Genomic DNA, 24,225 nt, shown 5'->3' with positions numbered 1-24,225 from the left:
TTAACGAGTTTCTTAAGCTCGTTGAAGGAAATGGAAGTAATACCAATTTGTTTTACCTATATGGATGTCGGTACATTGGCTATAGCAGGATGTGGTAACGCTTATAACCACCAAGGCCGAGTAAACAAGTTGCCCAGCCCTGAAGTACCTATATTAACCTTTCATCAAATATGAAAGGTTAATATAGGTGTTTACTTAATACAGTTGCTACAAAACTTAGTTACTTAGTTTTCCTAAATTTTCAAAAAGATTTCCTGCTTTCCATTGAGATACTCTGCGTAAATCGCTCCTAAAGTGCCATCAGGAAGTTCGGTAATATTCGTACTAAAAGAGTCTTCAAAGCTCTTTATCCATCGTCGTGAGGAAAACTACTCTTCTTCGTTAAAGCCATGGCTATATAGATGACCTGCTTGCGTTGTGTAAAGTAGCCAAGCTAACCTATAGTACTCTATTAATGAAGCGTTCTTAATAGTTCCAGTAGCAAGGCGTTGAATTTCAGTATAGCTCTCTCCATCTTCAGACTATGATGGATTTATGCTCACTAGAATAATAAGTCAATAAAACGCGCTGATCTGCTAACGACATATCTATCTTATAATCGTAGCCTGCTTATCCACCAATCTTTATTTGCTCACTCTAACTAATTAAATCTTTAGGTGTTTTAACGAAAATGACTGTTTTGTGTCTTTTTAGGTACTTTCATGTAACTAAGGACATGATATGTTTTAACATCTGTAAACCGCAATGGTCCTTTTACACCAACACCATAAACCTGATAGTTCAAAGTATCTGTTGGTTTTTCTCCAATCCCAGAGGGGAGGTTTGATCATCACCAGATGATCCTCCTCCACAAGCACCTAGCAGAGATATCGCTGCAGCTCACAAACGGCTTTTTTGTTAGTTTTTTAGATCACTAAGCATTTTAATTTAGTTTTCCAAAAATTAATTATATGTGTAATAAGGAAATATTTGAGTGGTGGCATCGTTTAAATGGATATGAGTGCAAAGAAGCAGTTAATAACAGTATTTCCTTATTTGGGTATATCTAAGATAAGGAAAACGCAATAACAAGCTGGTAAAACATAACTCCTTTAATAGAAATACAAAAAGATTATTTTTTATTTAATTTCAGTGGCTTGTTGGGTGAGGCGTCCCGTGATTGCCTTTCAAAGCAGAAAGTTGTTCAATTTGGGAGAGTGTTACACTTCAAAGATGAATTTGGGGTGTTAGAGTATCATTTTATCTGAAAGTTAGCTGTACTGCTGTTGCGATTAAAGTTTAAAATACTGAAAAGGATTAGAGTAGCTAATTGAATATACCTAAGATTCTTAACCTAAGAAGCTTTAGTGGAGATAGTAATATTACTATAAGTCAAGGACTTGATTAGTCAAAGTGCGTAGTGAAGTGGAATGGGAAAGTCAATGTTTCTCACGTAGCCAAGGTTAGGCATCTTTAGTATTGCACTTGCATGAAAATGAGTATCTTGCCGCTATTTTCCTTTTAACGACAGAATTTCTTTCGATAAGATGCATTGAATCTTATACCAATAATAGTAAGGAAACATAAAATGTTTAGTAATGTTTATACAAGTATGCGGTTAGCCTATTTGGGAGTCGCACTTTCATTATTGAGTGCGTGTGGAGGTTCATCTAACGATGATGTAGATGACATTAACAATGCAGGGAAGGAGAAGCCTCCTGCGGAAGTTAAATATGATGTTACAGGTGTTGTTGAAGGACTAAAAGCCAAATACAGCACTAATGAATTAGTCAATATAGACGTTAATCTATTAGGCGATGACAAGCCGCTAAGCTCTAAAGATGGTTGGCTTGTGAAATATAAGTTGTATCAAATTTCCTCTGCAGGAGGTGAGCAACTCATTGATGAGAGAGGCGGTATGTTTGATCAACAATCTCAACGATGGAAAATTTCTTTTTCTGCAAGCGAAAGCGCTATGAATGTTCAGTTAAAGTTGCAAGCAGGCTGTTCAGTTACAAGTGGTCTTTGTGCTGACAAAGCAGGTAGTAATAAGGACAAACAGTGGGAGCAAACTTTTGAGTATTCAGTAAACGCAGTCGTGGAGCATAGAGTTAATATTACTAACACGACTGAATATTCTGGTGCAACTTCGCTGATTTCTCTAGAAAATGGCGATCTGGTGGCTTTATATAACCACGGACTATCCGATACACATAGTAGAGTTAGTATTTCATCTGATAATGGCCAATCCTGGGTTCAAACGTCTAGCTTAAATGTTGAGACTCTTGGCGATTTTGCTATTGAAACAGGAAAACTGTTTGAAGATAAAAGTGGCAACTTACTGGCTGTAGGTAATTGTAACGAATCTTCATTGTGTATATTAAAAAGTGATAGTGAAAGCCTTTGGAGTAAGGTTTCAGAAATAGACTTTTCTAATTATGACAGCTGTGATGGTGGGGTTGATTTTCCATGTTCTAATGCGCGTCTAGTTCCCGGCTCGTTAATTCAACTGAAAAACGGTAAATATATGCTGAGCTATCTATTTGCTCCGGGAGCAAATAGCGCTGAGCTAGATGTATATATTCGTATTTCGGATGATTTAGTGAATTGGAGCGAGGAGAAGCGAGTTGCAGGCAATGGATTTGATCGTTCTGAATCCAATGTAAATGCAATCGCATTACCTGATGGTAGAGTTTTACTTAGTTATACACCATTTGATTCAGAGTTAATTACAATTTTGATCTCGAACGATGGAGAGAACTTTGAAACACTCCAGAAGCTTAACACCGCCTCTATCCCAAGATCTGTTTCATTAATTAACCACAACGGCTCCACTCGTCTGTTCTATTCCGCAGATTATGGTAATTTTTACAGTAGTAGCCTTGGTGAAGCAGAGTTGTTTACAAAGCCACAACTGATAAAGGAGTTTGATTATTCTGATATACGTACTTCTGATGAGCCGCTTGTAACTGATCTAATTGATGGCACTCTCGGCGTGATATATACAAAAAAATTAAATGAGCAACATGACGTTTTCTTCGAAAATCTGGGAGCGGCTAGAGAAGGAGTGCATTAATTAGCTCATGCCAAGTAGTACACTTAATATGGAGCGTTCAAGCTAGTTGAACGATTTTTCAGAGTGTTTATTATAGGCTGCGACGTAGGTTGTGGCCTATTTTTATGTCTGAGCCTCTAAATCTGAGCCTCTAAAGTTAGAGAGTACTATTAGATCTCAGTCTTGAAATTGCTCAGAAGCCAAAAGAAGAATTGGAGAACAAGGCCTGCCCGCGAATTGAACTAACCAAGCTCCAACTGCCTCTGAATAAGTAAAAAGAAAAGGCCATTCGAGCTTAAAACGAGTGGCGTTAAATGCAGAACACAACTTTTGGTTAAATACCAGTATATGGAATGCACCTTTAAGTTCGTTGTTAGTAGTTCCTATCCACAGAAAGTTTAGCAAGCCCAATAAGTGCCTCTTTATGCACTGAGTCAGGTAAAACGCTTAATTGTGCAATTGCTTTTTGGGCTTCTTCTTGGGCTTTAGCCATCGTGAAGTCAAGTGCTTTGGTCTCGGCTAGTGTTGCTAAAATATCTTCAAGATAATCAAGTCCATTACCACTTTCTATCGCTGTTCTGATCTGAGCTGATTGCTGAGCATTTGCATACTGCATTGCATAAATAAGCGGAAGCGTAGGTTTACCCTCAGCGAGATCATCACCAATATTCTTGCCAAGTAATTCTGCGTTAGCACTATAGTCAAGAATATCGTCTACAAGTTGGAAGGCTGTGCCTAAATGCATACCGTAAAGCTTAAGCGCAGTTTTAATTTCGTCTGATTGCTCTAGCACTACAGCGGGTAGTAAAGTCGCAGCTTCAAATAGCTTTGCCGTTTTGCTGTAGATAACCTGCATATAACTCTTTTCAGTTGTATCTGGGTCATTACAGTTCATTAACTGTAACACCTCGCCTTCTGCGATGATATTAGTCGCATCGGCCAAAATCTGCATGACTTCCATATTACCAAGGCCGACCATCAGCTGGAATGATCGAGTGTAGATAAAGTCACCAACCAATACGCTGGCCGCATTTCCAAACTCTGCATTTGCTGTCGGTTCTCCACGGCGCAGTAATGACTCATCAACCACGTCATCGTGGAGTAACGTTGCAGTGTGAATAAACTCTACAATTGTTGCTAGCGTGATATGTTTATCACCTTCGTAACCTAATGCTCGTGCGGCCAAAAGGGCTAACATTGGGCGGATGCGTTTACCTCCGCTATTTACAATGTATAAACCTAGCTGTTTTACAAGTGCAACATCAGATTGCATTTGTTGATGTATAAGTTGGTTGACGTCAAGCATATCTTGCTTAACCAAATTTTGGATAGTTTTTATATCCATTGCGCTCCGAGCCAATCTATTAACCGAAAATGAATAAACTTGGCGATTGTACTACAAAAAAATCATCGACTCGATAAATTGTCGTAGTTGCTTATAAAAAAACGTTTTTATGCTTACTTTTTGTGCTTTCAATGGTTTCGCAAGGGGTGAAATAGGTACGGTGAAATCTCATTTGGTACTGTATTAGGTAAACTATAGATTCGCCTTTTGTCTGATGAATTGAGAGAAAAAAGAGCTTGGCTTTGACATTTTTTTGACTAGAATAGGAGAAAATATTTGATTGCCCTCATACGAGCTAAATTTTATTCACTTTCTTCAAATTTGCTCTTGCGCCAAGATACGCATTAGCGTAAACTTCGCGCCCTATTGAAGAATATTAAGTTGCGTCGATTTGAGGGCGCACAGACGGAGTTAATTATGTACGCGGTTTTCCAAAGTGGTGGTAAACAGCACCGTGTGACTGAAGGTCAAACAATTCGTTTAGAAAAGCTAAACGTTGAAACTGGTGCAGCAGTTGAATTTGATTCAGTACTTCTAATTGCTGATGGTGAAAAGATCGAGATCGGTGCACCGTTTGTTAACGGTGGTAAAATTACAGCTGAAGTTGTATCTCACGGTCGTGGCGAGAAGATTAAGATTGTTAAGTTTAGACGTCGTAAGCATTCTCGTAAGCAGATGGGCCACCGTCAGTGGTTCACTGAAGTTAAAATCACTGGCATTAGCGCTTAATTTTTAGAGGTACAGAGAGATGGCACATAAGAAGGCAGCTGGTAGTACTCGTAACGGTCGCGATTCAGAAAGTAAACGCTTAGGTGTTAAACGTTTTGGTGGCGAATCAGTTCTAGCGGGTAGCATCATCGTTCGTCAACGTGGTACACGTTTCCACGCTGGTTCTAACGCAGGTATCGGTAAAGACCACACAATCTTCGCAAAAGCAGACGGTAAAGTTGTTTTTGAGCAGAAAGGTCCTTTAAACCGTAAATACGTTAGCATCGTTGCTGAGTAATCGGTATTAAATACTAAAAACCCCGCTTAGGCGGGGTTTTTTGTTTTCAGCACATCAATTACCAAATTAGCTATATCAAGGCGTATTAATACAATTGGTATTAGGAGCGATTTGTCGCTGCTGCTATAATGGTGTAGTGAATTCAGACAGAGTTAAAGAGTTTAAACCATGAAGTTTGTCGATGAAGTAGAGATTAGAGCGGAAGCCGGAGATGGGGGCAGTGGTGTCGTTTCATTCCGCCGCGAAAAGTTTGTGCCAGATGGTGGCCCAGACGGTGGTGATGGTGGCGATGGCGGTAGTGTATTCCTGCAGGCTGATGAAAATTTAAATACGCTTATCGACTATCAGTTTGAACGCTTTCACAGGGCTGAACGTGGTACCAATGGCCAAGGCCGTAATTGTACCGGTAAAAAAGGTCAGGACTTAGTACTTAAGGTACCAGTTGGTACAAGAGTTACAGATGTCGATACTGAAGAGTGTTTGGGTGATTTGACCAAAAATGGACAAAAGCTGATCGTAGCGAAAGGTGGGTATCATGGTCTTGGTAATACGCGCTTTAAGTCAAGTACTAATCGCGCACCAAGACAGAAAACGCTAGGTACTCAAGGTGAAGTTCGTAACCTTCGCTTAGAATTAATGCTGCTTGCAGACGTCGGTTTGTTAGGTCTGCCAAATGCTGGTAAATCTACGTTTATCCGCAGTGTATCTGCTGCCAAACCAAAAGTCGCTGACTATCCATTTACCACGCTAGTGCCTAACTTAGGTGTTGTGAGACCTGAAGCGAGCAAGTCATTTGTAATTGCTGATATTCCAGGCCTAATCGAAGGTGCTGCGGATGGTGCGGGTCTTGGTATTCGTTTCTTAAAGCACTTAGAGCGCTGTCGGGTGTTATTACACATTATTGACGTGATGCCGGTTGACGGTAGTGATCCTGTCGAGAATGGCTTCGCTATTATTAACGAACTGCATCAATACAGCCCTAAATTAGCGGAAAAGCCTCGCTGGTTAGTGCTAAATAAAGTGGATTTATTGCTTGAAGAAGAAAGAGAAGAAGTATGCGCCCGTATTGCTGAAGAGCTAGACGCAGAAAACTTTTATATGATCTCTGCTGCAAACAAGTTAAATACGCAACCTTTGTGCTTTGATATCATGAACCTTCTCGAAAGCATGCCAAAAGATAAATTCGAAGAAGAGCAGCAAGAAGAAGTTGAATTTAAGTGGGACACATACCACAGACATGCAACTAAAAATGATAAAGACGATGATGATGACTGGGATGATTGGGATGACGACGACTACGATGTGGAAGTTATTTACGAGCGTTAAGTTACATTGAGTTTACTCTAAGAGGCCCATTATATGGGCCTTTTTTATGCCTATTTGAACAGTGTAATACTTCAACTCAGTATTCTCGCCGCAATTCTGTTGAAGATGATATACTAATCAACCTGAACTCGGGATAACAACTTGTTCTCTAGCAGCTGTTATCCCTTACTACTGCGTTAAATTTGTTTGCAATAGGCCAGCTATTGATGCACAAATTTGCCTTGTATTAAGAAATAACTCCTGGCTAGAGTGATACTACGCTTTTGAGCTTAGTGATTTTAGTGGATTAACTTACTTCTTATCCCGAGTTCAGGTTAATCAAACATCTTGCATGCTAATTGTATGTATAAACTAATACTAAAATACTATAAAGGTGCGTTGTGGTAATTTCAATGATAGCTGCGATGGCAAATAACCGTGTTATCGGAAAAGATAACGATATGCCGTGGCACTTACCTGCAGATCTTCAACATTTCAAAAAGGTTACGCTAGGTAAACCTGTGATCATGGGTCGAAAAACATTTGAGTCTATTGGTAGGCCTCTGCCGGGTCGTAGAAACATAGTGATATCCAGAAATCTTGACTACACTCAGGAAGGTATAGAGGTCGTCGCTTCGCCTGAAGCCGCATTGAGTACTGTTGAAAGGTGTGACGAAATTATGATAATTGGTGGTGGTCATATATATGACATATTTCTACCTTATGCTCAGCGACTCTATTTGACCTTCATCGATTTAGAGGTTGAAGGGGATACTCAATTTCCTGACTACGAGCAGGTTGCTGAATGGGAAGTGCTTGAAACTGAGTGTAACGAACCTGACGAGAGAAATAACCATAGTTATAAATTCGTAACTCTGAACAAAAAACTATGAGTTTCTTGCTAACAATTGTTTAGGTTGCTAAAATATAGCCAGTTATATGCTACGAATAAAGTATTAAAGGGTCTGTGTAATGAAATTAACTACCGTGCTACTGTCAGCTTCCATCGCTGTTGCTGCTTTTTCTTTCAGCAAACCGGTAAGTGCAAACGATCAGTTGGCGCTTTCTATATGTGAATATATCGCTGCGGACGATAAAAATCGCATTCGTAACGCTTTGAAAACATCACGCCTTAAAATGCGTAATGTTTACGATGCAATTCAGTGCAACGGTAATAACTTACTAAGACATGCAATTGCTAGCAACGCAAACGATGCTGGGGAATACATTATTAAAAGTATTCCAAAAAGCGCGTTAGAAGACGGTAAAGATTTAGCATGGGCTGAGTCAAACCACGGTGGTTCAGCATTGATTGCTGTCATTAAAGAGCGTGCAGGCCTTTAATTGTAAAGTTTACGCAATATGAAAAGAGCCCTTACTAGGGCTTTTTTTATGCCTGGATTTATTATCGCGTAATTTTTCTAGAAATGTTTTTTTGATTAGAATCAGCTTCCTTCCAATTTTTGTAATAAATTTTTGCTAAGGCTCTTGAGAAATCGAGTAATCGTGCCAATACTATTGTTAAGGGTAAACGCAAAAGAAGGATTGCATATGAAGATTAATTTATCTGGCCATCACGTAGATGTAACCGATGCTGTTAAAAACCACGTTCATGAAAAGTTTGCCAAGATCGCTAACCATTTTCCGTCGTTGTTATCCCTAGACATCATCGTCAGCAAAGAACACAAACAATTTTACACGGAGATAAGTACAAACTACGCTGGTAGCCGAATATCGGTAAAAGGTGAAGACGAAGTGATGTATCCTGCTATTGCCAAAGCGTCTAAAAAGTTGGATGCAGCTTTGAAGCACCGAAAAGGTCAGTTAAAAGCCAATAAACATCAGAAGCCGGTGAGTACAACGCCACCTATCGCGCACGAGATCATTCAAGAAATGGAACTGAAATAACCATAGTTTCAGATAAACATCAGGCCCTACGGGGCCTTTTTTGATACACTTCCCCAATCATCCTAGCTAGCCTTAATTACGAGCATATGCCAAATTACCAAGAAATTTTAGAACAGGCTGTGCAGCGAGTTCAACCGTTGTTACGCCAAGGCAAAGTTGCTAACTATATTCCAGCTTTAGCTGAGCAGCCATTAGAACAATTTTCTGTTTCACTGCATACGGTAGATGGCGAAACTTATAGTGCCGGAGATACTGAAGCCAGATTTACGATTCAATCAGTATCCAAAGTAATGACATTGACGTTAGCGCTGCAGCGCTATGGTGACGAGCTTTGGAGTCGGGTAGGGAAAGAGCCTTCGGGTACAGCTTTTAACTCCTTAACTCAGCTTGAGTTCGAAAATGGCATTCCAAGAAATCCATTTATAAATGCAGGTGCCATTGTAACTTGTGATGCGCTGTACTCTCGTTTATCTGCTCCAATTCATACCATGCTAGAAAGCTATAGAGCGATGTCTGGTAACGACAAGCTGTGTATTAATAAGATTGTGGCGCAGTCTGAATATGATCACAGGTATAGAAATGCAGCGATGGCTTATTTGATGAAGTCATTTGGCAATTTTAATAATGAAGTCGAGGATGTGTTATGGTCATATTTCAATTTTTGCGCAATTGAAATGAATACCACTGAGTTGGCGAAGTCATTTTCCTATCTGTCTAGTCAGGGTTACTGCAACTTATCAAAACAGCGGATACTTACCAAAAAACAAACCAAGCAAATGAACTCGCTGTTGTTTACGAGTGGTCTTTACGATGCAGCTGGTGACTTCGGTTATCGAGTGGGGATGCCTGGCAAGTCTGGTGTCGGGGGGGCGATAATCGCCATCGTACCCAATCGTTTTACGGTTTCGGTATGGTCGCCAGGGCTTGATAAAGTTGGTAACTCTTTGGCTGGGATCGCGGCATTAGAATACCTATCCAACGAACTTGGTACTGCTATTTTTTGATGCCAAGTTATATACAAACTAGATGGTATAAAAATAGCGACCAAAGTCGCTATTTTTACCAATCCTAAACAAGCTAAGAACCGTTATTGTTCCCAGTATGATTGCTCTAGTGAGTCTTCACGCTCAGGTAGGCCTCGAGATAACCTTGGAGAGTGCTGAACGAGTACCTCGTAGCTTGCACGGTTTGCATACTTGCTTATCTGTGCCAGCGATGAATAGGTAATTGCACTTTGCTCATGTTTTGCTGAGTTTGGTACATTCAGTTTATGGTATTCATTGGCACAAATATCATGCAAAACAGCGGCAAGAGCGCAGTCACCTGCACCATTAGTATTCTTGATGATGTCTGGTCCACCCATATAAGGAGCGGTATGGCTGTATGCTCTGATAGGCTGTTCACACTGGGCTTTTTTCATTGCGCGTGAGAATTCGTAGCGATTAAATTCAGGAATAGCACCGGGAAGTAATGGGTATTCAGTCACACGCTTACAGCAGTCATCAACATAACCCGCCATAAACAACCCTTTAGGTCCCGCAGTACAGATGACCAGATCAACCCAGTCCAGTGCTTTATCCGCAGCGAGAAGTGGATCGCTAAAGCCTGTGATCGCCTCTCCTTCTTCTTCGTTCATCGCAAGGATATCAACATGTTTAGCAACGAAGTCAGCCCACCATTTGGGGTCTTGTTCAATTAAGAACTTAGTACCAAGCGTCAATACTACGGGTATGCCGGCATTATTGGCATACTCAACCGCCTGCATCGTCGCTTGTGTCATGGTTTCGTCGCCACTCGTGCGCATCAAATAAGCGCTGATCACTAACGCCGATGATTCTTCGATAAGCGTTTGGCAAATAGACTCTGGACGTAGGTGATTCATTAATCCTGCGCTGATAGCAAAAGTTCGCTCACCACTGTCATCGATAAGCGTAAAACAACGACCAATGGGGCCATCAACTGGCTGCAAGTAGTCCAGATCAACTCGGCTTGAGGTATTACATAAAAATTTATAGGCGTAGCTGCCAATCTTTATGCTTTCACTCATCACCCCCAGCAGTACTGAGCGGTCATCAGCTAGTACCGAATAGTTGTGCATGGTGTTACCTATGGTACCGCCGGCAAATTCATAGTCGATCATGTCATCACGTTTTAGCCTATCATAAAGGGCGTTGGTGACATCATTGTCTATCACTTGTGACATACCACGCTGTAAGTGGAATTCATCAAGAAAAGCTTGATCCACTTTCGCTTCGATATCAACGACGATTTGATCTATACCACAGATATAGCTCCTTTTTAGCCGATCATCAGCGTGTAACTGGTTAATAAGCGGATCTTTATCTTCCACCGGAAAATAGTGTTTATGCCTACGGCGTCCCGGAAATTTCATATTCTACCCGTGTGTTTTTGAGCTTACGAAATAAAAAAAGCGGCGAATTATAGCGTAAATCCAACCCTGTGAGCCACGGCAAAATTGCGAAAATTATCAATAATGTCCGCAAAATATTAAAAAGATGTTGGTAACATCCTGAGTTTGCTTATAAAAGCAGCTGAATTGGTGACTATGATTATTTAAGAATAGCAGCTTAACCAGAGCTCTGCTGGAGGTGATATACTCCATTTTAGGTGAGGACGACAATAAAGTTACCATGTCAGAAGTAAAAGATGATCAATATTGGATGAAAGTGGCGTTAGCATTTGCTGACAAAGCTGAAGCCGAAAACGAAATTCCTGTCGGCGCTGTTGTAGTGAGAGATGGTGAAATGATAGCTGCGGGTTGGAACCGTTCAATTACCTGTCATGATCCTTCGGCTCACGCTGAAATGATGGCTATTAGAGAAGCTGGCAAAGTCATTGAAAACTATCGGCTGATAGATTGCACTTTATATGTGACGCTTGAGCCATGTCCTATGTGTGCTGGTTTACTGGTCCATAGCCGCTTGAGCCGAGTGGTGTTTGGTGCCTCTGATGCAAAAACGGGCGCTGCTGGTTCGATAATGAACTTGTTACAGCATGAAAAGCTCAACCACCAACTAGAAGTCACATCGGGCGTATTGGGTGAAGTATGTGGCGAAAAGCTGTCTGCATTTTTTAAGCGCAGACGCCAAGAGATTAAAGCAGCAAAAAAGTTGAAAAACGGTAGTACTTAGGGTTGTACTACCGCAGTGGCTGTTTTCGCGTCCCTTTGCTCTTCCATTTGAATTAGCGCAAAAATACGATGGCGCAAGAGCATTTTACGATGTGCATTTTTCATCATGACACGACGGCGATTTGGCGACGTGTATTTGGTGTTACGTTTAAATTGATGATTCCGACGTCTTCTCAACATAGAACCTCCGAATGTGAGAGATTAGCTGGGGGTAACGCCCCCAAAGATTAACTTAGTATAAATACGCTATGCCTATGACAGATTTATGACCTTTTGAAGCATTTATCAAGCCAGTTTAGTAAATATAAATTACTGTTGCTTCTCGACTTCACTGGCTCTGTCTGGATTATCAACCGGAGTCGTTTGCGAAGAGGCTTTACTGCTGTCAGGTAGGAGTGCACCGTTGTCTTCCAACCACACTAGTGCATCATAATAGCGGCGAATATTATCTACATACGTTACCGCGACATCACCACGAGCATATCCATATCTTGTATTTCGATAGTAGCGCTTTTTAGTAAGTAGTGGTAGTCGTTTTTTAACGTCAGCCCAGTTATTCGGATCGCCTCCTTGATCCGCAGTAATATTACGCGCATCTCGCACATGTCCCCAGCCCACATTGTAAGAAGCAAGGGCAAGCCAGGTACTATCGGGCTGCTGTATTTCTTCAGGCATACGGTCGAATAAAATACGTAGGTATTTGGCGCCACCTTCAATATTTTGCTGTGCATTGAGGCGGTTTGTCACGCCAACTTTTTTAGCCGTAGGTTGTGTTAGCATCATGATGCCACGAACCCCAGTTGGAGACTTAGCTCTGGGATCCCACATTGATTCTTGATAGCTGACTGCAGCCAGCAAACGCCAATCGATATTGTGCTGTTTCGAATAACTTTTAAACCATTTGAGATAGGTTGGTAAAGTACTATGTACGGCTTCGACAAAAGCTAAGGTGTTTACATAGTTAAACTCTTCGATATGACCAAAATACTTCTCTTCGAGTGTGGCCAAAAAGTTGTTTTGTTGTACTCGAGCGAAAAATGCAGGCAGCAACGCATATAACGAATCGTCTTTTTCATTACGCATCATCCACGCCACATGTTCATCTTTTGTAACTGAAAACGCAATACTGACGGTCGGATGGTAGCGTCTAAATAGGGCCAGTGAATGTGAGTCTGTAATGGTGTAGTCAATCTCTCCATCAATAATGGCCTGAAGCAGCTCTTCCTCACCTTTATCTGAAACAACCTCCCAACTCAAATGAGGATGGCTTGTTTTCGCCTCTTCAAGCGCAATAACATGGTTGCTGTGTGCAAGTACGGTAATTGGCGCTTTAATATCATCAAAGTCTCTTGGCCATTCTCTCCCTTGTTTGTACACGAGCTTTTGACTGATCATTCTATACGTTGGGCCAAAACGATATTGCGCTGTTCTTGATGGGTGAAAGCTCACCGCGGAGGCGACGATATCTAAGTCTCCGGCATCTAGCCTTGCAAATAACTCATCTAAGTTAAAGTAAGGAACAATGTGTAATTCAACACCAAGCTCATTGGCAAATTCACTCGCCAGTTCATATTCGAACCCTTGTTCTCCAGTGGTGCCTTGGTAGTAGTTTCCCGGGCCCGCGAGCGTGCCAACACGTAATACCTTATTTTGTTTTACATGTTGCAACTGATTAAGAGGGGCTTTGTCGCACCCAACTAAACAGATGACAACAAAGCACATAAAGATGTATTTAAACATGACCTAGGTTCTCTTTTGCGCTCGAAATCCCAACTTACCGCAGCAAAATCATAATTGCAAAAGCCGAATTAACTTAAGGTAATGATAGATTTGCATGATATTTTCTAGTTTTGACAAATTAGTGTTAATTCCGCGCGCTATTTCCACTATAATGAGCGCCCAAAGATATCGTTCAATCCTTAACCCCGGATGAAAATACCTATGTTAATCCTACGTGGTGCACCTGCACTTTCAGATTTCAAAGTCCAAAAGATCCTTAAAACCTGCGCTGCAGCTCAATTACCAGTTACCAATGTTTATGCCGAGTTCATGCATTTTGCTGATCTAACGGCTGAGCTTTCAGAGGCTGAGTTAACTAAGCTAAACAGCCTGTTAAAGTATGGACCGACTATTACGGAGCACACGCCAGAGGGCAAACTGATCTTGGTAACACCAAGGATCGGAACTATCTCTCCTTGGGCTTCTAAAGCGACAGATATTGCAAACAACTGTGGTCTTACGCAAGTACACCGTGTTGAGCGTGGTATTGCTTATTATGTTGAGGGTGAACTAACACAAGCTCAGTTCGACGAAGTTGCACAGTTACTTCATGACCGCATGACCGAATCTGTTCATGCAGAGCTTGATGATGCAGCTAAATTATTCCGCACGGAAACGCCTCGTCCAATGTCTTCAGTGGATATTCTTGGTGGCGGCCGTGAAGCACTCGCGGTTGCGAACGTTGAGCAAGGCTTTGCACTTGCCGATGACGAAATTGACTACTTAGTAGAAAGCTTTGAAAAGCTTGGCCGTAACCCTAATGACATCGAACTGTTCATGTTCGCTCAAGCAAACTCTGAGCACTGTCGTCACAAAATTTTCAATGCTGATTGGACTATCGATGGTGTAGAACAGCCTAAGTCGCTGTTTAAAATGATTAAAAACACCTACGAAACCAATAGCGACAACGTATTGTCGGCGTATAAAGATAACGCTGCGGTAATGGTTGGCTCTAAAGCGGGTCGTTTCTTCCCAAATACAGACGGCGAATATGCTTACCACGAGGAAGATATCCACATTCTGATGAAAGTGGAAACGCACAACCACCCAACGGCGATTGCCCCATTTTCTGGCGCATCAACAGGTTCTGGTGGTGAGATCCGCGATGAAGGTGCAACCGGCCGTGGTTCTAAGCCAAAAGCAGGTTTAGTTGGCTTCACGGTTTCTAACCTTCGTATTCCGGGTTTTGAGCAACCTTGGGAAACTAACTTTGGTAAACCAGGACGCATTGTTAATGCATTAGACATCATGCTTGATGGCCCACTTGGTGGCGCTGCATTTAACAACGAATTTGGTCGTCCAAACCTATTGGGTTACTTCCGTACTTACGAAGAAAAAGTAGAAAGCCATAATGGCGCTGAAGTACGTGGTTACCACAAGCCAATCATGATCGCTGGTGGTTTAGGTAACATCCGTGAAGATCACGTGCAAAAAGGCTCAATCCCTGTAGGTGCTAAGTTAATCGCACTTGGTGGTCCTGCAATGAATATCGGTCTTGGCGGCGGGGCTGCTTCATCAATGGCATCTGGCCAATCAAACGAAGATTTAGACTTTGCTTCTGTTCAGCGTGAAAACCCTGAGATGGAACGCCGTTGTCAGGAAGTGATCGACAAATGTTGGCAGCTTGGTGATGATAACCCAATTGCGTTTATTCACGATGTGGGCGCGGGTGGTTTATCAAATGCATTTCCTGAGCTTGTCGACGACGGCGGCCGTGGTGGTAAGTTCCAGCTGCGTAACATCCCGAACGATGAACCTGGCATGGCACCACACGAAATCTGGTGTAACGAGTCGCAAGAGCGTTATGTATTGGCAGTTGCAGCTGAAGACTTTGCTCGCTTTGAAGCAATTTGTAAGCGTGAGCGCGCACAATATGCGGTAATTGGTGAAGCGACAGAAGAGCGTCACCTAACAGTCGCTGATAGCCACTTTGATAATAATCCTGTGGACCTGCCACTAGACGTTTTACTTGGCAAGCCACCTAAAATGCATCGTGACGTTGAGTCAAAGCGTGTAGTGGGTACAGCATTAGATACTGCTGGTATTGAGCTTGAAGATGCAGCTAAGCGTTTACTTCGCCTACCAACGATTGCTGAGAAAACATTCCTTATCACGATTGGTGACAGAACCGTAACGGGTTTGGTTGCACGTGACCAAATGGTTGGCCCTTGGCAGGTACCAGTCGCTAACTGTGCGGTAACGGCGGCAACTTACGATACTTACCACGGTGAAGCGATGTCGATGGGTGAACGCACCCCTGCAGCACTACTTAACTATGGTGCATCAGCGCGTCTAGCAGTAGCAGAAGCGTTAACCAATATCGCTGGTGCTAATATCGGTAGCCTAAACAACATTAAGCTTTCGGCAAACTGGATGGCGGCTGCGGGTCACCCTGGCGAAGATGCGGGTCTTTACGAAGCGGTTAAAGCGGTTGGTGAAGAATTATGTCCTGCATTAGGCCTTACAATCCCAGTTGGTAAAGATTCAATGTCGATGAAGACTCAGTGGGATGAGAATGGCGAAGAAAAGTCAGTGACTGCGCCATTATCACTTATCATCACTGCATTTGGCCGTGTTGAAGATATTCGCAAAACAGTCACGCCTGAGCTTCGTACTGATAAGGGTGAAACCAGCCTATTCCTACTTGACTTAGGTGCTGGTCAAAACCGTCTTGGCGCGTCAAGCTTAGCGCAAGTGTACAAGCAACTTGGCGACAAGACACCTGATGTTGACAGCCCAGAGCTGTTAAAAGGCTTCTACAGTGCGGTACAAGCATTAGTTGAATCAGGCAAGCTTATCGCTTACCACGACCGCTCTGACGGTGGTCTATTCACCACTGCTGCGGAAATGGCGTTCGCAGGCCACACTGGTGTGAGCATTGAATTAGATGCGCTGCAAGGTACAGACTTAGAAGTGCTATTCAATGAAGAGCTTGGCGCAGTGTTGCAAGTTCGCAATGACGATATCGCTGCGGTTGAAGCGGTATTTGCTGAGCACGGTATTGCTGATATTGCACATCGCATCGGTACGCTAAACGGTGAAGACAAGGTTATCTTTACTCGTGGCGGTCAGGCTGTACTTGAAAACACTCGCACTGAGCTTCGCACTATCTGGGCTGAGACAACTTACCAGATGCAAGCACTACGTGATAACCCAGATTGCGCGAAGCAAGAGTTTGATGCTAAGTTCGATGACAAAGATCCGGGCCTTAACGTTAAACTAAGCTTTGATCTAAACGAAGATATCGCAGCGCCTTACATTGCAAAAGGGGTGAAGCCTCAAGTTGCCATCTTGCGTGAGCAAGGCGTTAACTCACATATTGAAATGGCGGCAGCATTTAACCGTGCTGGCTTTGCGGCAATTGACGTACACATGAGCGATATCCTTGAAGGTCGCTTAACACTAGAGCAATTCAAAGGCCTAGTGGCATGTGGTGGCTTCTCATACGGTGACGTATTAGGTGCTGGTGAAGGCTGGGCTAAATCAATCCTATTCCATGACTCAGCACGTGAGCAATTCCAAGGCTTCTTCCAACGCCAAGATACTTTCAGCTTAGGTGTTTGTAATGGTTGTCAGATGCTTTCTACATTAAAAGAGCTGATCCCAGGCACGGAAAACTGGCCACGTTTTGTCACCAACAAGTCAGAGCGTTTTGAAGCGCGTTTCAGCTTAGTTGAAGTACAGCAAAGCCCGTCAATCTTCTTTGATGGTATGGCTGGCTCTCGCATGCCAATCGCGGTATCACATGGTGAAGGTCATGCTGAGTTTGCAAGCGAAGCGGCGGTACAAACTGCACTGAATTCAGGTTCAGTTGCTGTGAAGTTTGTTGATAACTACGGTGATCCAACCACTCAGTATCCAGCTAACCCGAATGGTTCACCTGCTGGTATTACAGGCATGACGTCAACAGACGGTCGTGCAACTGTGATGATGCCGCACCCTGAGCGTGTATTCAGAGCAGTTGCAAACTCTTGGCACCCAGATGAGTGGCAAGAAGATAGCCCTTGGATGCGTATGTTCCGCAATGCGCGTAAGCTAGTAGGCTAACATATTTGAAAAAGGTCACTTCGGTGACCTTTTTTATTCATGGCTCGATAATTATCTATCGGGTACACTGAAAGGGAAATAGCAATCATATTTTAGGGATACGAATGAAAAAATGGCTTTGGAGCTTAGCGTTGATACTCAGTGTTTTAGTGGGTGTTTACCTTGCCAGAGTTCCTTTGTCGCTCTGGGCCATTAAACATTTTATACCAGTTAATGAACTTCAGGTCAGTTGTCTTGACTGGCGTTTGTTGGGCTTCAATCGTATCCATATTACAAAAGCATGTGTGCAAACAGATGCGTTTAATGCCCAGCTTTATGATGCGCAACTAAGCATGCGCCAAGTCAATATTGAAAAAGCGAACATTCAACTTCTTCCGTCCAAAAATTCAGATGCAACTCAGCCACAGCGCCTTGCATTGCCACTCGACATCACCAGACCCAAAATGCATGTTGCCAAGCTCTCTATATCTGGTGAGCCATTACCAAAGCCATTAGTCGTGTCGATTTCGGAGTCCGAGCTGAATCAATTTGTAGTTTCAGGTGACATCGCTGCTGAAGTTACATTGCAGCCAGAGCGTATTGCTGCAAATGTTGACCTTAGTGGCGAGTACCTCAGCGCTTTGTTACCTCCTCAGATCCAAGCCCTTTCAGGAACTAGCCAGCTTGAATTCGATGGTCTGGCTATAGACGCAGAGCTAGAACTTGAAACTCTAGTGGCGCTTGAACAGGCTGAGTGTAAAGGTACCTTTGCGTATATAGGTGCTGTGTCTGGGCGGTATGATTTTGCCACGCAGCAGGGGAAGATAGCACTTGCCGAACCGATTTCAGCGAAATCAATGCTTGATTGTCTTACTTCTGAATATAGCAAACTGTTACCGACCACTTGGCTGCTTCGTTTACCGAGTGAAATCACTATTTCTGCGGATTCAATCGCGACAGGTTTACTTGAAGTGGCAGGTAAAGATAAACCGTTACAGCTTGAAGTTAATGAGTTAGCAGTCGACTTAACTGAGCCTTTCGTCAATGGTGATATTCGCCTTGAATTTTCCGATGAAAAGTGGGGCGCGCATACACTGGCGGGAGCGCTTAGTGCGCGGCCAAATTTTGTTAATATGAGGGGGGAAATCACAAGTGACCTTCAAAAGCTTACACTGCAAGATGTTATTGCTGAGAATCTCGAGCTCAATAGCCGCTTCAAAATATTGGGTGATCCAACCAAGCTAATTACAGTTGAGGCTCAGCCGAGCATATTCTCAACCCAGTTATCGACATCAGATTTGGTGATTGATAATCCATCTCTGACGTTTGACTTACATGCGCAGCTAGATGTGCCAAAACTCAAAAGTGGACATCTACTACACAGAGTCTTACCTGAAGGAATGAGTTTTGCGATAACGCTTGATTCAAAACTGCAAAACCTGAGTGTTGAGAATGTAACAGCAAAACAGAGTGCGTTGAGTGGGCGAGTTGTGCTTGAGCCTACACATGATTTTGATATCAACCTCACCTTAACCAGTGCACAGATACAACAGCAGAGTTATAAACTGAATGAGTTTGCGCAGACACTGCACTGGCAAGGCTCAGTCGCGACCGGAGAAATCTTTTCAACCTTGTCGGGCAATACTAAGGTAGCAGAAGTTAACTTAGCCGACCTCAGTTTGAAAAACGTGAGCATTGACAGTAAAGGTCAGCAAAGCCGCGGATTGATGGCGTCACATGTGGTTAATATTGATGGTGTAAAGGCGTTGCTTGAGCATCAATATTCAAGCTTAAAACATCCAGCACAAATACACGTGCCCACGCAGCAGCTCACTCAACTTCAGCCATATATTGACGCATTTTTACCGAACTTAAAAATTACCCATGGTAACTTCTATGCAGTACTCGAAGGGGATTTATCCACGCGCATATTTACCTTAGACGGGAGCGTTCAAAACGGCTCTGCGTTATTTAATGAACGGCTTATTCAAAATGCAGCGATTGATGTCTTTGGTCTAATAAGTTCAGCTAATATTCAACTCAAGCCAACCACACTGAGTGTTGAAGAGTTGAGAGCTGGTGTTATCGTTCAAGCAATAACAGGCCAACTATTCAGCGAAGCAGGCGTGGCTAAACTAAAAGATATTAACGCACAGGTTTTTGCCGGTAACGTGGGGATTGATGAAGTTAGTTTGGTCTCAACGCCGCAGGTCGTTCAGGTATCGCTAGATAAACTGAGTTTAGATCTTATTGCCGCCTCTGGGCATGATGCAGGCGTTGAGCTCAGAGGGCTGATCTCAGGCAAGTTACCAGTACAAATATCTTCATCTGGGGTGCGTATTGATTCTGGTCATATCCATAATGTTGGTGAAGGGCTATTAAAGGTTGAAAACAATGCATCAATTAATGCGCTAAAAGAGCAGCAACCTAGCTTACAAACGGTGATTGGTGTACTTGACGAGTTGACCATTGAGCAATTGAGTAGTGGCGTAAATTTAAGTGAAGACGGCTGGTTGGACTTAGATGTTAAAATTACAGGAATTAACAAACTCCAACAACAACCAGTAAACTTTAACTATACACACTCAGAAAATGTGTTTACCTTATTACGAGCCCTACGCTTGAGCGACGAGATTACGCGCGAAGTGGAAAATGCGTTAAATAAAGAGGAGCGTTAGTGAATGAAATGGATGCTAGTGATATCAGCTTTATTGGTATTGAGTGCTTGTACTCATAAGGTGCAAGTAGAAACCAAAGAGCCTATTACGATCAACTTAAATGTAAAAGTAGATCATGAGATCCGCGTGAAAGTGGATAAAGAACTCGACAATTTATTCAGCGAAGACAGCGAGCTATTCTAAGGAGGATTTATGAAGCTAAAAGCAATCTCTACCCTAATTATTGGGCTCAGTATGAGCTTCGCCGCATTCGCAATTTCCATTGACGATGCTAAATCACAGGGTTTAGTTGGCGAAACTACATCGGGCTATCTTGGCGTGGTTAAAAATGGCCAAGGTGTACAGCAGCTAGTTGATGAAGTGAATGAAAAGCGCAAACAGAAATACCAGCAATTAGCGAAAAAGAACGGTATCACGCTTGAGCAAGTAGAGGCTTTAGCGGCTAAAAAAGCGTATAACAAAACGCAGTCAGGTCATTATATTCAAGTCAATGGCAGCTGGGTGAAAAAGTAGTAATTCAAAACCTTACAAGAAAAGGCTGGCTAAACCAGCCTTTTGACTATTTAACCGTAGCTTAGGTTATTTAACCTTGTGGCATTGCTGCAGCAAATGCTGCCAAAACGCTTTCCCTTTACGTCTTGCGAGGCGGATATTATTTTCTGGGATCTGTTCAGGATCGTTATAGTCTTCTAATGCTTGGGCCATACTTTCTTCGCGGATCAAGTGGAGTGTTGGGTAAGGCGCGCGGTTAGTATAGTTTGCTGCGTCATGCTCATCGCTATCAGCAAACACATAATCTGGATGAAAAGTGGCAATTTGATAAGTGCCTTCAAACCCTTGCGCTACTAATAAAGCGTTTGCTAGGTCGACGAGATCCAAAAAGTCATCAAAATTACTAAAACCCTTATCAAATATAACTAGTGTTGTTTCTCGCTCTGGCTCATGGTTTAACTCTGAGCACTGCTCTAACATATCCATTACGGCATCGTCGTGGCTTATCGCTTGAGACACGAAATAATGAATGCTGTTACTTTCAACTTCCTGTCGAGCAAACGGGCAAAAGTTGTATTTTACAATGACTTGGCTAACCCAGTTTTGCATTGTAGAGATGACTGTATTCATGAATTATTCCAAGCTCTTATTGATTAGTGTCATGGTTTTAGAAATAGCCCCGGTATTTTCAACTAGTACCGATTGAGCGTTAGCACCGATTTGCGTTCGAAGCGATTTATCTTCAAATAGCGTAATAATTTGAGCGGCAAGCTTGTCCTCATCATCGACTACGATGGCACCTTGTTGCGCGATAAGTTGAGGGTATATATGCGCAAAATTATAGGTATGTGGGCCGGTTAATATTGGCACACCATGAGCCGCCGCTTCTAGTGGGTTATGACCGCCGCGCTCAATCAAACTACCACCAATATAGGCGATATCAGCACCACCAAATAGCCACTTTAATTCCCCTAAAGTATCCGCTAACAAGACCGAAGCTTCTGCGTCTATACCGTTACTACTCTTTCTGGTAAAAGCGATCTCTTGTTCACTGAGGTAGTCAGCAACCGCTTGAAACTGCTCGGGATGGCGAGGCGCGATAATAAGTAACGCATTACTTATCTGCTCTAATACTCGTTGATGAGCAGCAATGACTTGCTCATGCTCCTTAGGATGGGTAGATCCTGCAAGCCAAATTAACCGCTCGGGGTAATTTTCTTGAAACTGTCTTGCCTTTGCAATTTCTTCTTCGGTGATTGAGATATCAAACTTGATTGAGCCAGTAATGTGAAGCTTAGATTGAACAAGCCCGAGCTTGATGAAACGCTTGCCGTCTTCTTCATTATGGGCTGCAAGCAGATCTATGTTGCTCATCAAGCCTTTCGTTATCCAAGCATGCTTTTTATAACCTTGGTATGATTTTTCAGAGAGTCTGGCATTGACTACCAAGGTTTTACATTGGTTTTGTTTGGCGTAATAAAAAAGATTAGGCCACAGCTCAGTTTCCATCACAATAAGGAGTTTGGGCTTCAAGGAATTGAAAAATTTTCTGACCGCAAAAGCAAAATCTATAGGTAAATAACAGACATGTACCTGAACCTGAGCGCGAAAAGCTTTTGTTATCTCTTCTCTACCTGTTGGGGTGTTACAGGTGATAATGATTGATGTGTTCTCAGAAGCATTCAATATTGACTTTATAAGCGGGGTTGCTGCAAGCACTTCACCAACAGAAGCACAATGGATCATAATACTGTGTTGTGGCAGCTTGCTAATATTTCGGCCAAAGCGCTCATTAAAATGCACTCGATAACCTTGGTTTTTTCTACCTCGAATAAAATAGAGATAGCTCAATAACAAAGGGGCTAACACTAGCAACAGCAGGGAATATAAATGGCGTGCCATAGAAATTGCTTCAGCTCAAAAATCAGTATTTTACCTTGTTCCAGGGCGAAATTGAATGAACAACACAATTTTACACAGTTCAACAGATGCCTAGGGGCTTTTGGTTTGGTAGTATTTAGCGCATTAAAAGTAATGGAATAACAAAATGAATTTAGCTCGAGTACTCGCTTGCTGTAGTTTATTAGCTTCGAATCTCGCTTTAGCGAGCCCAACAGCCTATTTACCCATTGGGCAAGATCCGCTGTTGGAATATCAAATCGATAAAATGTTTGCGTTGACCGTTGGTACGCTTATGGCAAAGCCTTACCGTATCAGTGAAATCAAGATGCATTTGATGAAGCTTAGGCATATTGACGCCACATTACAACAGAGTATTAGTCAGGGAATTGCACCTTACTTACAAGATGACGCACTAACGCAAAGATCTGTCACATTGCGTGTTGATAGTGGTGAGGAAAAACAAATCGCCAACGACAGAGGTAATTATAGTGGTGAATATGCCGAATTGGGATTCGCTGGAGTATGGCGAGGCGGTGACTCGAGTATTCTACAAATAGGTGCTGAGTATCGAGTAGAAGCAGACAAGCTAGTGGCGTATAACACTTTTTACGGGCTATCTTATGGCAATTTACAGCTTAACCTAGGTTATAAAGAACATTGGTTCTCGCCATTTAAGCATTCGGCTCAGGTCTACTCTAATAACGCTAAAAACCGGCCTTCTATTTCATTGGGGTTAGTTGTTCCACTTAAAAACTGGTGGAATTTTGATGTTGAATTGTTTTATTCAGAGTTAGATAAAGTCGAAAAGGGAATTCGTTTTCAAAATACATTGCATGATGGTACACCGAAAATTGCTGGTACACACTTTAGTATTGAACCAATCGATGGTTGGAAAATTGGTCTAAATCGAGTACTACAATTTGGTGGAGGCCCAAGGAAGGTGGATTTTGAGGACTTTATTAAGGCCTATATAGATCCTGCTGGCAATGACAATAAAATCGGCGACCTGACTCAAGATGATGAACTTGGCGACCAATGGGCAACGATCACCACGAGTTTCACTACAAATTACGGTACCAGAGCACAATGGTATCTAGAGTATGGTGGGGAAGATACTAATAACCATAAGAACTATTTGTTTGGTAATACAGCGACTAGCGTAGGCATTTTCCTACCGAATGTAAGTTCAACCACCTCATTACGCTATGAATTTACCGACATGGAAAGTCTTTGGTACGTCAATGAAATTTATCAAACTAAAGGCAATACGATTGATGGGTTTGGTGTGGGACACTTTGCTGCCAACCATCGCCAGTTCGATGATGGTGCACCGACGCAGATCCATGTACTAGAAGGTACTTATCAAGCAGATTACCGTTCTTTGTGGCGAGCTAAGCTGTCGGTTATTGATAACGAAAGTAAATACTTCAACGAATTAAATGAGCTTGGTGCTGAATATGAAACTGGTTATGAATTTGAGCTGGCGCATATTGGTGAAGCTTACAGCAAGCAAGTCGAAACTAAATTAACCTTGGGTAAAGATGTCTTCGGTGAGAATTACACTTGGTTATCAGTCCATGTATACTGGTAGGTATCACG

20 protein-coding genes are annotated in these 24,225 nt (G+C 42.5%); 14 read left to right on the top strand and 6 right to left on the bottom strand.

Annotated elements, in window-relative coordinates; genetic code table 11:
• Nucleotides 1–1,567 precede the first annotated feature (1,567 nt).
• The gene (locus tag PNC201_RS14715; protein WP_102057487.1) at nucleotides 1,568–3,055 is read left to right on the top strand and encodes a sialidase family protein; all 1,488 of its coding nucleotides are present in this window, start codon (nucleotides 1,568–1,570) and stop codon (nucleotides 3,053–3,055) included.
• Nucleotides 3,056–3,407: 352 nt separating this feature from the next.
• Here PNC201_RS14715 and ispB read toward each other — a convergent pair whose 3' ends face one another.
• Nucleotides 3,408–4,379 carry an octaprenyl diphosphate synthase gene (gene ispB, locus PNC201_RS14710; protein WP_102057486.1) on the bottom strand — a complete coding sequence of 324 codons (972 nt, stop codon included), beginning with the start codon at nucleotides 4,377–4,379 and terminating at the stop codon, nucleotides 3,408–3,410.
• Between the two features lie 417 nt (nucleotides 4,380–4,796).
• On the opposite strand from ispB, the gene rplU reads away from it, so the two are divergent.
• From rplU to glsB, 7 genes are all read left to right on the top strand, one after another.
• A complete protein-coding gene (rplU, locus tag PNC201_RS14705; protein ID WP_010374575.1) occupies nucleotides 4,797–5,108 on the top strand; it encodes a 50S ribosomal protein L21 in 312 nt (103 codons plus the stop codon).
• A gap of 19 nt (nucleotides 5,109–5,127) precedes the next feature.
• The gene (gene rpmA, locus PNC201_RS14700) at nucleotides 5,128–5,385 is read left to right on the top strand and encodes a 50S ribosomal protein L27 (protein ID WP_088529763.1); all 258 of its coding nucleotides are present in this window, start codon (nucleotides 5,128–5,130) and stop codon (nucleotides 5,383–5,385) included.
• Nucleotides 5,386–5,553: 168 nt separating this feature from the next.
• Nucleotides 5,554–6,711: an Obg family GTPase CgtA gene (gene cgtA, locus PNC201_RS14695; protein ID WP_102057485.1), complete on the top strand. Its 1,158-nt coding sequence runs from the start codon at nucleotides 5,554–5,556 to the stop codon at nucleotides 6,709–6,711.
• Between the two features lie 380 nt (nucleotides 6,712–7,091).
• The gene (gene folA, locus PNC201_RS14690) at nucleotides 7,092–7,583 is read left to right on the top strand and encodes a type 3 dihydrofolate reductase (protein WP_442793309.1); all 492 of its coding nucleotides are present in this window, start codon (nucleotides 7,092–7,094) and stop codon (nucleotides 7,581–7,583) included.
• Nucleotides 7,584–7,662: 79 nt separating this feature from the next.
• Nucleotides 7,663–8,034 (top strand): DUF3718 domain-containing protein, encoded by a 372-nt coding sequence (locus PNC201_RS14685; RefSeq protein WP_010607605.1) that lies wholly within the window; start codon nucleotides 7,663–7,665, stop codon nucleotides 8,032–8,034.
• A gap of 207 nt (nucleotides 8,035–8,241) precedes the next feature.
• The gene (gene hpf, locus PNC201_RS14680; protein ID WP_010374586.1) at nucleotides 8,242–8,598 is read left to right on the top strand and encodes a ribosome hibernation-promoting factor, HPF/YfiA family; all 357 of its coding nucleotides are present in this window, start codon (nucleotides 8,242–8,244) and stop codon (nucleotides 8,596–8,598) included.
• Nucleotides 8,599–8,684: 86 nt separating this feature from the next.
• A complete protein-coding gene (gene glsB, locus PNC201_RS14675) occupies nucleotides 8,685–9,602 on the top strand; it encodes a glutaminase B (protein ID WP_102057483.1) in 918 nt (305 codons plus the stop codon).
• 83 nt (nucleotides 9,603–9,685) lie between these two features.
• Here glsB and PNC201_RS14670 read toward each other — a convergent pair whose 3' ends face one another.
• Entirely contained in the window at nucleotides 9,686–10,990 is a 1,305-nt protein-coding gene (locus tag PNC201_RS14670) for an inosine/guanosine kinase (RefSeq protein ID WP_102057482.1), read from the bottom strand.
• Nucleotides 10,991–11,249: 259 nt separating this feature from the next.
• Between PNC201_RS14670 and tadA the strand changes: the two genes are divergently transcribed.
• A complete protein-coding gene (tadA, locus tag PNC201_RS14665; RefSeq protein ID WP_102057481.1) occupies nucleotides 11,250–11,750 on the top strand; it encodes a tRNA adenosine(34) deaminase TadA in 501 nt (166 codons plus the stop codon).
• Here tadA and PNC201_RS14660 read toward each other — a convergent pair.
• Entirely contained in the window at nucleotides 11,747–11,929 is a 183-nt protein-coding gene (locus tag PNC201_RS14660; protein WP_010374594.1) for a hypothetical protein, read from the bottom strand. The genes tadA and PNC201_RS14660 overlap by 4 nt on opposite strands.
• A gap of 129 nt (nucleotides 11,930–12,058) precedes the next feature.
• A complete protein-coding gene (gene mltF / locus PNC201_RS14655; protein WP_102057480.1) occupies nucleotides 12,059–13,489 on the bottom strand; it encodes a membrane-bound lytic murein transglycosylase MltF in 1,431 nt (476 codons plus the stop codon).
• Nucleotides 13,490–13,690: 201 nt separating this feature from the next.
• Here mltF and purL point away from each other — a divergent pair, with 201 nt between their 5' ends.
• The 4 genes from purL to PNC201_RS14635 all read left to right on the top strand — a co-directional run bounded on the left by purL (nucleotide 13,691) and on the right by PNC201_RS14635 (nucleotide 20,745).
• A complete protein-coding gene (gene purL / locus PNC201_RS14650; protein WP_102057479.1) occupies nucleotides 13,691–17,575 on the top strand; it encodes a phosphoribosylformylglycinamidine synthase in 3,885 nt (1,294 codons plus the stop codon).
• Nucleotides 17,576–17,679: 104 nt separating this feature from the next.
• The gene (locus PNC201_RS14645) at nucleotides 17,680–20,232 is read left to right on the top strand and encodes an intermembrane phospholipid transport protein YdbH family protein (protein ID WP_102057478.1); all 2,553 of its coding nucleotides are present in this window, start codon (nucleotides 17,680–17,682) and stop codon (nucleotides 20,230–20,232) included.
• 3 nt (nucleotides 20,233–20,235) lie between these two features.
• A complete protein-coding gene (locus PNC201_RS14640) occupies nucleotides 20,236–20,415 on the top strand; it encodes a YnbE family lipoprotein (RefSeq protein ID WP_010374602.1) in 180 nt (59 codons plus the stop codon).
• A 9-nt stretch (nucleotides 20,416–20,424) separates the two neighbouring features.
• Nucleotides 20,425–20,745 carry a YdbL family protein gene (locus tag PNC201_RS14635; RefSeq protein WP_010607614.1) on the top strand — a complete coding sequence of 107 codons (321 nt, stop codon included), beginning with the start codon at nucleotides 20,425–20,427 and terminating at the stop codon, nucleotides 20,743–20,745.
• 66 nt (nucleotides 20,746–20,811) lie between these two features.
• Here PNC201_RS14635 and PNC201_RS14630 read toward each other — a convergent pair whose 3' ends face one another.
• Together PNC201_RS14630 and waaA are read right to left on the bottom strand one after the other, a co-directional pair.
• Nucleotides 20,812–21,354, bottom strand: coding sequence for a DUF1415 domain-containing protein (locus PNC201_RS14630; RefSeq protein WP_010607615.1), 543 nt, complete (start codon nucleotides 21,352–21,354; stop codon nucleotides 20,812–20,814).
• A 3-nt stretch (nucleotides 21,355–21,357) separates the two neighbouring features.
• Complete coding sequence (gene waaA / locus PNC201_RS14625) at nucleotides 21,358–22,626, bottom strand: lipid IV(A) 3-deoxy-D-manno-octulosonic acid transferase (RefSeq protein ID WP_102057477.1); 1,269 nt, start codon at nucleotides 22,624–22,626, stop codon at nucleotides 21,358–21,360.
• Between the two features lie 145 nt (nucleotides 22,627–22,771).
• Between waaA and PNC201_RS14620 the strand changes: the two genes are divergently transcribed.
• Nucleotides 22,772–24,217 carry a capsule assembly Wzi family protein gene (locus tag PNC201_RS14620; protein WP_102057476.1) on the top strand — a complete coding sequence of 482 codons (1,446 nt, stop codon included), beginning with the start codon at nucleotides 22,772–22,774 and terminating at the stop codon, nucleotides 24,215–24,217.
• Nucleotides 24,218–24,225: the final 8 nt, after the last annotated feature.

Source organism: Pseudoalteromonas sp. NC201, assembly GCF_002850255.1.
Lineage (GTDB): Bacteria > Pseudomonadota > Gammaproteobacteria > Enterobacterales > Alteromonadaceae > Pseudoalteromonas.
The sequence above is the reverse complement of the archived record's forward strand: the minus strand, read 5'-3'. Positions and strand labels throughout refer to the sequence as shown.